This window comes from Virgibacillus sp. Bac330 (genome assembly GCF_003667845.1).
GTDB lineage: Bacteria > Bacillota > Bacilli > Bacillales > Amphibacillaceae > Virgibacillus > Virgibacillus chiguensis.
Genome location: NZ_CP033048.1, coordinates 3,315,237 through 3,326,467 on the forward strand (window position 1 = coordinate 3,315,237; position 11,231 = coordinate 3,326,467).

9 protein-coding genes are annotated in these 11,231 nt (G+C 37.6%); all 9 read right to left on the bottom strand.

Features of this window, described 5'->3' with window-relative positions:
- Positions 1-111: 111 nt before the first annotated feature.
- The 9 genes from nhaC to D9780_RS15535 all read right to left on the bottom strand — a co-directional run bounded on the left by nhaC (position 112) and on the right by D9780_RS15535 (position 11,215).
- Positions 112-1,533, bottom strand: coding sequence for a Na+/H+ antiporter NhaC (nhaC, locus tag D9780_RS15495; protein WP_121640708.1), 1,422 nt, complete (start codon positions 1,531-1,533; stop codon positions 112-114).
- 387 nt (positions 1,534-1,920) lie between these two features.
- Positions 1,921-3,051 carry a Leu/Phe/Val dehydrogenase gene (locus D9780_RS15500; RefSeq protein ID WP_121640709.1) on the bottom strand — a complete coding sequence of 377 codons (1,131 nt, stop codon included), beginning with the start codon at positions 3,049-3,051 and terminating at the stop codon, positions 1,921-1,923.
- A gap of 15 nt (positions 3,052-3,066) precedes the next feature.
- Complete coding sequence (locus D9780_RS15505) at positions 3,067-3,462, bottom strand: thioesterase family protein (RefSeq protein WP_121640710.1); 396 nt, start codon at positions 3,460-3,462, stop codon at positions 3,067-3,069.
- Positions 3,463-4,454: 992 nt separating this feature from the next.
- Positions 4,455-5,864: an APC family permease gene (locus tag D9780_RS15510; RefSeq protein WP_121640711.1), complete on the bottom strand. Its 1,410-nt coding sequence runs from the start codon at positions 5,862-5,864 to the stop codon at positions 4,455-4,457.
- Between the two features lie 479 nt (positions 5,865-6,343).
- Positions 6,344-7,690, bottom strand: coding sequence for an aminotransferase family protein (locus tag D9780_RS15515; RefSeq protein WP_121640712.1), 1,347 nt, complete (start codon positions 7,688-7,690; stop codon positions 6,344-6,346).
- 639 nt (positions 7,691-8,329) lie between these two features.
- On the bottom strand, positions 8,330-8,701 hold the full coding sequence (locus D9780_RS15520) for a hypothetical protein (protein WP_121640713.1): 372 nt from the start codon (positions 8,699-8,701) through the stop codon (positions 8,330-8,332).
- 84 nt (positions 8,702-8,785) lie between these two features.
- Positions 8,786-9,283, bottom strand: coding sequence for a GNAT family N-acetyltransferase (locus tag D9780_RS15525; RefSeq protein WP_162985898.1), 498 nt, complete (start codon positions 9,281-9,283; stop codon positions 8,786-8,788).
- An 811-nt stretch (positions 9,284-10,094) separates the two neighbouring features.
- Positions 10,095-10,895: a membrane protein insertase YidC gene (gene yidC / locus D9780_RS15530; RefSeq protein ID WP_121640715.1), complete on the bottom strand. Its 801-nt coding sequence runs from the start codon at positions 10,893-10,895 to the stop codon at positions 10,095-10,097.
- Positions 10,841-11,215 (bottom strand): hypothetical protein, encoded by a 375-nt coding sequence (locus D9780_RS15535; protein ID WP_073007105.1) that lies wholly within the window; start codon positions 11,213-11,215, stop codon positions 10,841-10,843. Before D9780_RS15535 ends, yidC begins: the two co-directional genes overlap by 55 nt.
- Positions 11,216-11,231 lie beyond the last annotated feature (16 nt).

An 11,231-nucleotide genomic window follows, 5' to 3' on the forward strand; every position in this document is an offset into this window, starting at 1 on the left:
GGAAATACGACATTATTTTTTTAGAACAACGAAGAATTATTGCCTTCTTTATGGAAAAAGCCTTCGTTGTTCATCTACTATAAAACCTAGTGTGAAAAATGAATTTACCCTCTACTCTCCTACTATAGCTTCATTGGTAAAACTTTCATTTTGCTTCGTATAGGTTAATGTCCAACCGGTAAATCCATATAAAATCGTTAATAGTGGAGAAAGTAAACAGAAAAATGCAAATGGTAAGTAAGTCAAAGTAGATACGCCCAACACGGACGTAATAAAAACGCCACACACGCTCCATGGTACGAGAGGGTTAATCACTGTTCCAGCATCTTCAGAAACTCTAGATAAATTTTTGTTTTCCAAGCCTACCTTAGCATAGCGAGGTTGGTATGTCTCACCCGTTAACAAAATAGATAAATACTGTTCACCAATTAAAACATTAATTCCAATTGCCGTAGAAGCAGAAGCCAAGACAACGGAAAACACTCTATTTAAAAGATGATCAATGGATACAAGTAAGCGAGGAATGATTCCGAGTGTAAACAGTAACCCACCCATACTTAGGGCAAGTAACACAAGGCTAATAGTAAATAACATGCCATTAATTCCACCGCGCGTTAACAAAGCATCAATAGCCTCACTCCCTGTATTGGAATGAAATCCATCCATAAGTGTACCAAAAAGATCAGCTATAGATAGAGATTGATGAAGATACATAATGCCTATAGCGGTTATGGACCCAGCTGCCAACGTTAAAATGGCTGGCACCTTTTTAATTGAAAAAATAAGTAACACGAGAAGTGGAATAACAGCGTTCTCCCAATGAATTAAACCAGTCTTTAATAACCCTGTTTGGAATGCAGCCATTTTATCGAAGTTGGCATCTGTTAGTTTAGGCGAGATAAAGAAAAAAATAAGTAACGTAATGATAAATGCGGGAATCGTTGTTCCCATCATATTCTTTATATGTTCAAATAAGTCTACTTGCAATGTGGATGATGCCATATTCGTTGTATCTGATAATGGCGACATTTTATCTCCAAAAAATGCCCCAGAAACAATGGCGCCCGCAGTAATAGCTAAAGAAGCATCAACTGCTCCGGAAATACCAATAAAGGCAACACCTACTGTAGCAATCGTTGTTAAAGAACTACCGACGACAAGCCCAATAAGAGCAGTGACAATAAAGACAATGACAAAGTAAAAATTTGGTGTCACCAACTGGAATCCTGCGTACATCATAGTCGGAATCGTCCCACCTGCCATCCAGGCAGCAATTAATATCCCGATAAAGAAAAAAATAAAAACTGCTCCCATTCCAGATTTGGCTCCTTCTGCAATCCCTCGCTCCAAAAGCCTGTATGGAATCCGCTTGAATATCCCATAAACGCAAAGAACTAGTAAAGAAATAATTAGCGGAACATGTGGTGCTGCTTCTACAAAAATGATACTCAAACTAATGATACATATAATAAGCACTGTTACAAATAGAGATTCTTGAAGCGAAGGCGATTGGACAGCTTTTATACGGTACATATCTTTGTCCCCTTCCCTTATAATATTTTAATGAAAGTAAAAATAAGAAGTAACGTATCCAATGTTCCATCAGCGTTTACCTCGTTAACTTACTCCATGCTTTATGAAATAAATCAAGTAAATCTCAATCAGTGAGGAATTTTGTTGATTATTTGTAGCCCAAGGGTATGACTTGAATGCCTTTGAATGCATTGGGATTTAGGCGTTATTTTATGCCCATGCCTTTTTACATACAAGCTTGAACGTAACTCCTTTTAAAGTTTGGAGATGTGTGCTAAACAAATTTAGGTGGAAAAACTGCGACTAAGTTCCCTTTTGCGTAAGGACTGTAATTTCTATTCAGGTAGTACGAAGAGATAATTGACAACTATCAACGAAATTGAAATGTCACTTTACATCCCATTTAGGTCTTCGGCTACGACTATAAAAATTATTTCGGTGCTGTTGTTCATCTAACTTTCTCTGGCATTCTCTACGTGCCGCTTCTACCGTGGTAATATTAGCATCTTGGGCATCCTTAAATAATTGAAGTATTATATCATATATAGAAGCTACCTTTTCTAGTACACGTTCTCTATTCACCCCATACAGCTCATCAGCAATTTGAATAAGACCCCCTGCATTAACAATATAATCTGGCGCATAAAGAATCTCTTTTTCAGTCAAAGACCCTGCATATTTATCACATGCTAACTGATTGTTAGCCGACCCAACCACAGCCTTTACGTTGAGCAATGGAATTGTTTTTTCATTAATAATTCCCCCTATTGCACACGGCATAAAAATATCAGCATGTACTCGATAAATTTCTTCTCCACTAACAACTTGAATACATTGTTGCTTATCTCTCACTTCATTTAAAAAACTTTTGATAACGCTTTCATTCGTATCCGTAACATAGACAAATGCACCCGCTTCTAACAAATGTACAGCAATTTTTCTTCCAACCTTTCCCAAACCTTGTATGGCATACACCCTACCATGAAGAGAATTGTTGTGAAACAAAAACTGGTTCGTCGCTTTTAAAGCATATAGGATGCCTTTGGCAGTTGGTATAGATGAATCACCACTTCCTCCAAATGATTCTGGAATGCCATTAATAAATTTCGTCTCCTTGGCTGCATGAATAAAATCGTTCATCGTTGTTCCCATATCCGTTCCGGTGATAAATCTGCCATTTAATGAATCTACAAACTGACCGAGCGCTCGAAACATAGCAGGGGATTTGTCTTTATTCGGATCACCAATGATGACCGCCTTACCTCCTCCGAAATCTACGTCACTTATTGCACATTTCGCTGTCATCCCTTCCGATAAACGAAGGGCATCTTCCAAAGCTTCTTGAACACTTGAATAAGGATACATACGTGTTCCGCCTAGAGCAGGTCCTAGCGTCGTATTATGTATAGCTATAATTGCTTTCAACCCGGACTGACGATCATTACAAAAAACAACTTGCTCGTGATTAGCTATCTTTTGAAACAGGTCTACCTCTTGCAATTGTTCTACTTGCTTCAATTCTAAATCCTCCTCTCACTTCGTTGCGATACGCACTTTTTCTTGAATAACTTCTTTCGGTAAGACTACTTGTTTTACCTTTCCTTTGCCAATTCTCCCATGCTCATTTGTTACGTAAATCTTTGTCAGTAGCTCGCTATTACTCACCTCTATAACAGTAGCCTCCAAATGAATGGTAGTACCTACACCCGAAGGAGCAATATGCTCAACGCTTACTGCGGCACCCATTCCTTCTTCATCCTGCTTTAAATAAGGAATTAGTAACTGCCTTGACACCCATTCCATGTGATAAACCATAGAGGCTGTTGAATACACAGGATGAATTACTTCTCCATTGAATTGGGCTACCATTTCCTCTGTTACTTCTACCGTCATCTGCTTCGATTGGCCAACATATAAACCTTCTTTCACTTCACTACACCTCACTTTTCCCAAATATAAAATACTGTTAAACTCCCGTTGCAAGATTTGGAAAAAAGAGAGCTGGATAAATTTAAGGCAACAGCATTTTTTTCCAAATCTTTTACAGTCTTTAGGCCTTCTCCTGAGGTACAAACAATTATTAAGGGGAAGAAAGGTACCCCCTACGGATGGCAGAATCAATTTATATACCTCAATCGTAAGCGAAAATGTTTCGTTTCCAAATTTTTCAGCATATTGTGTATTTTGATATATTTTAATATAATATAGTATCTTAGTCAACAGAGGACTGTAAACGATAGGTACCTCCACTATATTTTAATGATTCGTAAAGTCATCTAGTTGTTAGGCGCTGGAGCCAAATGCGACTATTTATTTCGCTGTCCATTAGCACCTCATTTTATGATTTCTTATGCTTTGAAGAACAAAGGTGCAAGCGTCCCGTTAGCAACGTAGCGAGTGGAACAAATCAACGAAGGTTTTAGGAATTCTGCTCCTGCAACAGGAGTATGCCGGCGCCCTTCGACAATCCCGTCTTTCGTCGGCCTTCCTATTTAGTACGAACTGATGATGACTTAGCGTAGGGCTTCCACAACACGCTCTTCTTGTCGATACGCTCCTTCTAATATTTCTATTTTCAAAATAGCATACGTTTGTAGATGAATTGATTCTTGTTTGACAATACGCATGTAAGTTCCCCCTTGTTCGTTTATCTAGTTTGTTTTTTCAATAATTTCTGAATATAACTATTGTACTAAAACTACACTATTTTGTTACCTCCATTTTTCTACAAAATGAACAATATGGGCAAAACGAAGGCTTTCACCACCATAGAGACTTAGAGACAGACTTCGTTTTCAGCTAAAGTCTATGCTTTTCTATAATATACAAAATCACTTATCTACGAAATTCTCGTAGGATGTTCATTATTCATGTTAGCTCGTTCCAAACGAGCTATAAGGTTTCTTACTCATGTAAATAAACTAAGCTATCCGATCTAACTCTTTCTTCATATATTCGTTAGCATAAGATTTCCCATACTTCTTTATTGAATAAGTATACAGAATACATCCTAAAATGGTCCATGCCCCAATAATAAACCACTCATACGGCCATGCTAAAGAAGATGGCATGCCAGGCATATAAAGTATAATCACTCCAATAGACATAAATACAGCAATCCAGCCAATGAAAGTTCCACCAGGTAGTTTAAAAGGCCGATTCATATGTGGCTCTCTTTTTCTTAGCAAAATAAATGAAATGGACACCATTAGCCATGCAACCACAAGCCCTAACCCACCTGAGTTAACTAACCAGACAAGGGAGGGTCTGCCAAGTAATGGTGCTGCTGTTGAAAGTAGTGCAATTAATATAATGGCTCGATAAGGTGTTTTGTATTTCGGGTGTAATTTCCCCAAAGCCTTTGGTAGCATTCCAGCATTTGCTAACGCATAAATGGCTCGACTCCCGCCAACATAAAAGCCAAGCCAGCTTGTCATAATACCTCCAATGCCACCGAGTACGAGAACATTGCCCATTAAATTACTATCTCCAAACGCTTTTGCCATAGCGTCAGCTGTTACTAAATTTGATGCAGCAAGTTCTGCTGGATTTAAAATACGTGATACTCCAAAAATAATGGCAATATACCAGATAACTGCTAAAATAACCGATACAATAAGAAGTTGACCAATTTTCCGGTGTGGCAAATTAATCTCTTCCGCTGCTTGAGGTATTACATCGAAGCCTACAAACATAAAAGGCGTCATAATAATTACAGTAAATATACCCGTTGTACCTGCTTTAATGAGTGGTTGCATATTGTCCATATTTCCACCAAATGTACTTCCGGTAATTAACATGATTCCTGCCGCAAGAATGAAAGCGGTTAAAATTACAGAAATAACAGTTGTTAACTTAATACCACGATAGTTAATCCAAGCTATTGTTAGAGAACCAATCATGCCGACCCCCGCCCAGGTCACTGTAACATCCCATCCTGCTATGGTATATAAATATCCTTGACTATAATTAGGCACCATGTATTCAAATACAGTTGGCAACGCAACAGCTTCAAAAGCTACCACAGATACATAGCCAAGAATAATTGACCATGTCGCTACAAAGGAAGCCCCTCTCCCCATTGCTTTAAATGTGTATACATGCTCCCCACCAACGAGTGGAAGAGCGGAAGCTAATTCAGCGTATGTTAAACCTACAAACACTACAAGTAAACCACCAATTGCAAATGCCAGAATAGCCCCTAAAGAGCCCGCTTCTGTAATCCATAGTCCCGAGGTAACAACCCATCCCCAGCCAATCATTGCTCCAAAAGCAAGTGCCAGCACATCTTTATTACTAAGTATCTTTAAAAGCTTATCCGAATCATTCAATACACTTCCTCCTTTTTCATTCAAGGTCTATAGCATTAGAAAAAGCTGACTTATCGCACTAAATCTTTTATAACGTAAGCCACCATTTTACTTCTACATACGCTTTAACCTATCGGATTCGAAAAATTACATATGGTTTTTGTACATCGGGATATTTCCGAATATTATCTAAAGATTTATGAATACTCTAAAAATTGTCACAAGAAGTTATTTATTGTATGAAACAGATGAACGACATAGAATGACAATAATAAAGGCAAAAAAGGGAATCTCCAATGAAAGGAATCTTTCTTTTATCCCACTCTGATTGTTTCGTACCCCAAAGGGATGGACTGAAGCTCTCTTATGAAGAAAGGGATTTTTAGGTGCTGTTATCTCCCATGGTTCAACTCACCTCTTCCACACTTGAAGCAGGAGTCTCACAGCACCTAGGAGGGAGGAACGCATTCCATCCTTGTCTTTAAAAATTTAAAGGAATTTTACTCCGCTTTTATTCCAAGCTGTTGCTGTACTTGCAAAATGGCTTCATAGATAGCTTCCACTAAAGTATCCACCTGCATCTGATTAATAATTAACGGAGGGGCAAAGCAAATAATATTCGTATGATCGTACGTAACACTGCGACAAACAACCCCAAGTTCATGTAGCACTTCTATTACTTTAGGAGCTACCTGTAAATTGGAGGAAAAGGGTTTATTCGTAGCCGGATTTTGCATCAGCTCGACTGCACCTAGCAATCCAACAAATCGGATATTCCCTACAATTTCCAGACGTTTTTTTACCTTTTTTAATCCATGTAAAAGCGCGTCTCCCATCTGTTTTGAATTCTCTACCAAACGTTCTTCTTCTATTATTGCTATATTTTTTAATGCGACCGCGGCAGCAGTTGGGTGTCCACTATAAGTAAAACCGTGAAATAGCGTACCGACAGATTTTTCCTTTAACACTTCATGTATGGGATCAGAGACAACAACCCCTCCAAGAGGAAAATAACCACTTGTCACTCCTTTAGCAAAAGTCATGACATCCGGAATAACATCCCAATTCTCGATTCCAAACATCTTCCCTGTTCTTCCAAAACCCGTAATCACTTCATCTGCCACAAATAGAATGCCATAAGCATCACAAACTTCTCTTATTCTAGTGAAGTAGTCCTCAGGCGGTATAATAACTCCTCCTGCTCCTTGAACAGGTTCGGCAAAAAAAGCTGCAACTGTTTCTGGACCTGCTTCCTCAATCGCTTGACAAAGTGACTGAACGGCTTGTTCTGTCGTATGATTATAATGGGTGTCGACATGAAGAAAGTCTGTCATCATATGACCAGCCATTCCCCAAAATTCTGGAATTCCCGTTATGCTTGTAGAAGCAGCAGCCACACCATGATAACCGCGTTTCAGAGAAATAATTTTTCGCTTGTTTGGTTTTCCTTGTATTTTCCAATAATGACGCACAAGCTTCACCGCTGAGTCATTTGATTCAGAGCCTCCTGATGTGAAAAACACCGCATTCAATCCTTCTGGAGTAATAGACGCAATTTTCTCAGCAAGTCTGATTGCTGGCTCATGACTAAACGTGGAGAAAGCAGAACTAAATGCCATTTTTTTCATTTGTTGAGCAGCAGCTTCTGCCAATTCTACTCTTCCATGTCCGATATTTACATTCCATAGAGAAGAAACAGCATCGATATATGTTTTACCAGTAATATCTGTTAAATAAATACCGTCCCCCTCTTCCATGATCACCTTCGCACCCTTCTGTTGTTGCTCTTGTATCGATGATGTTGGATGGATGAAATGCTTCTTATCCAACTCGGTCAAACTACGCATTGTTCATTCCCCCTCTAAAATATTTTAGTATATTCCATTTATATGGAATGCCCTATTTCTCCATACCTTTTCTAACTAATGCACAGAGAATAAAAATTAGAAAAACTCGGCTATTGCCAAGTCTGTATGGCAGTGGCCGTCGTTTTACTTATCATTTTCACTTCCCTATCGTGCAAAAAAACCAGCCATAAAGACAAATGGTACGAAATTGTACTTTGTCCCTATAACTGGTTTTTACCTAATGATCCGCTTTACTTCAACAGTAAAGTCGATTAGATTTAGCAGCTTATCCCTGTCAAAAGGTCTAGAGTCTTACTTTGCTTCGTCAACTTTTTTGACGTTCATTTTCATCTAGCCTTCTATATAGTATTCACTTTTAATAATTTAATTTTACCGAAAATTCAATCAAGATGCAATGATAATTTTTTATTTCTCGTAAGTCACTTAGCAATTTGTTGATATTTTATAAGCGCGCAAACTAGTAAGCGTGGTCAGTAACTGACCACGCCGCTCACAGAAATCAAACGTATACGTCGCATGTGTACAACCCAAGTGCTGACAAAAGTTTATGACGTTTAAAACAAACGTTTATATAACACTATAGGCTATTTTGTTAAATAGCTTTCTATACCAATGGCTTCAATTCTCTTCTCGTCCATAACTTTTTTCTTCTTGAAGATTACTGACCTGAAAGCCTACGAAACTTGAAGATCCAACCCCCAATAGGTGGTTTAAAAATTCCATTGTTTCAGAAGCGTTGCTTTCCTTTTGCTCTTGCGAACTAACATTTTGTTGCAATTGATCTTTACTTACTTCATCTGCAATTAAAATCCTCTTACCGTCAGCTAACACCAAATACGTTTTTGTGCGTCCGTTAACTGTTACAACTTCTACCTTTCCATCCCTTTTGTCTTTTTCGTTATTTCCATCGTTTGAATACAATGTCGCTTCTTTATTTTTTATTCCATTATCCCAAAGCATTAATGACCTATTTACAGTATTTATGTTCATGTTACACCTCCATGTTTTTGTAGAATTTGGCACAACTCTACCTATTATACAGTTAATAGAATAAGTAAAAATTACAAATCTATATTATATCCATTTTTCATATAAAGAGAACTCTTTTTCCCCTTCTTTTTCTTTTCCCACAAAGTTGAACCCATATTGTTGATAGAACCGATTTAACCCCGGATTCTCCGCAACGCAATCCAATCTAAGCACAGTCTCTTTGTCTAAATGGGACACTATCCAATCTATAACTTGTTTTCCGATCTGTTTTCCGCGATAATCTTGATGAACAGCCAACCGATGTAAATAACAGGCGGTATCCTTTCTTTCCCCCCATATCTTTATATCAAATTCGGTTTGAGTAAAACCAAGGTAAAATGTAGCAACAATTCTATGATTCATTTCTGCTACATACATTGTCCCTTCCTCTATATTTGTTTTTATTTCTTCATCTTGATTGTCTGTTAAAAGGAATTCCCACTGATTAATTCCTTGTCTTTTAATCCAACGTGCAGCTTCCATTAAGATTTGTTTTATATCGTCTATATCTGTTGTATTCGCCTTTCTTACTGATAATCCCAATAGACGTGCTCCTTCCTCAATAAAAAATTATTTTTCATAATAATAGCATACATTTAATTTATTGAAAATCTATATAAGTTTCATACGAAATACAATGTAGGCTTCTTAACCAATAGAGCAATATAAGAATTGATAGGCAAACTGAAACGCTATTCCAAAAGCGCACCATCATTTTTAAAAATTGTCTAATCCTACTCGTTACTCTTAGAGAAAATGTTTTGCAAATAAAAAATACTAGTTCGGGTTCGAGCGTAATGATGTTTATAAGCTCATTAAATTTGGCACGTAGCAACGTACATCATTGTGAACTTCAGCGACTTCATTGTGAACTTCGAGTAACTATCTTGTGAACTTCAACGACTTTTCATGAAACTCAAGCGAAAGAATGCTGAACTTAAGTAACTTTACAATTATTGGCATTTTAAAAGACCAAATCAAGAAGCGATTTGGTCTTTTAAAATGGTCTAGCAAATTATAAAATTTAGCAGCTGTGGATAAACTTACTAAGTTATTTAGCCACGTCTGGCTCCAGCGACCAGCAACTAGGCGATTTCACTCCATTGCCCTACGATCAATCATCATCGGTTCGTTCTAAAATAGGAAGGCCGACTAAAGAGGGCGCCGGTATACTCCTGTTGCAGGAGCATAATTCTCGTTCCACCGGCGCCCTGAGCCTTTGTTATATTAATCCAATGGAAGCCGCAAAATATTGTATGCTTCCCTATAATAAAACGAAAAAACAACAAACTACTTTAAAGCCATTAGCTATTTCAAGCAACCATCAATAATATAAACAATTTACTGTAAGCAATTACGATGATGTCGTTTCTAACTTCTCCATTGCATTGCCTTTATTGCTTAAATGTTCACGATAATATAGTTTTTTAGCAACTAAAGTTTGTATAACAAGAACCGTACCACTAACTGTCCAATACAAAGGCAATGCCGCTGCTGTACTAAAGGAAATAAAGCCAATCATAATCGGGGAAATCAAACCCATGATCGCCATTTGTTTCTTTTGTTTCTCATCCATACCAATTAATGAAAAACGGGATTGCAAGAAATATACAGCTGCTGCGATAAATGGCAAAATAATGTCCACTTCTCCCAAATTAAACCACAAAAAGGAGTGTGTCGCTATTTCTTGCGAGTTTCGAATAGCATGATAAAACGCAATGACGACAGGGAATTGGAGCATTATTGGCAAACATCCCATCGAACTAATTGGGTTAAATTCGTGCTTTTGGTACAACTGCATCATTTCTTTTTGCATAGCTGCTTTTGCGCTAGCATCCTTTTTATTTTTATATTTTTGTGAAAGAGCGTCCATTTCTGGTTTCATTTCTTTCATCTTCGTTTTCATTTTTGCCCCTTTTTTCATTTGACTAAATGCAAGTGGCATGAGCAACAAGCGAATGAGTATAGTTATTAACACAATGGATAAGCCATAATCATCCCTAAGCAAACTCGCAACATATTTTATCATGTGCGGAAATGGATTTTGAAAACCCATCATCCCACCGTCTGCCTGACACCCCGTCAGCAAAAATAGAAAACCTAAACTAATAACGCCGTACCTCTTGAAAAATGTGAATATAAAATGATTGTGCATTCTTTTCCTCCTCGTTGTATTACATTTTGACCTTTAAACGAGAAGAAAGAGTGATCTGCATCATCATCTGGGGCAGTAATTCGGTTTGCTTTTTTAACAACCCATTGGAAAATTTCATCACACATACCAAATAACTCTTGGATTGGTAATAAACGATAGCGTTCATTATGGTATTCTCTTATTTGTAGATAGCGAGACTCCATTATATGTCTAGGCTGAATAGCTGTAAACGAATAGGCTGATGACAACGTAAAAAGAATGCTCAAATAAAAATAAACGGGAGAGGCATCATTCATCAGTTCATTTAGCAAATCAATCATTTTATATTCACCTCCT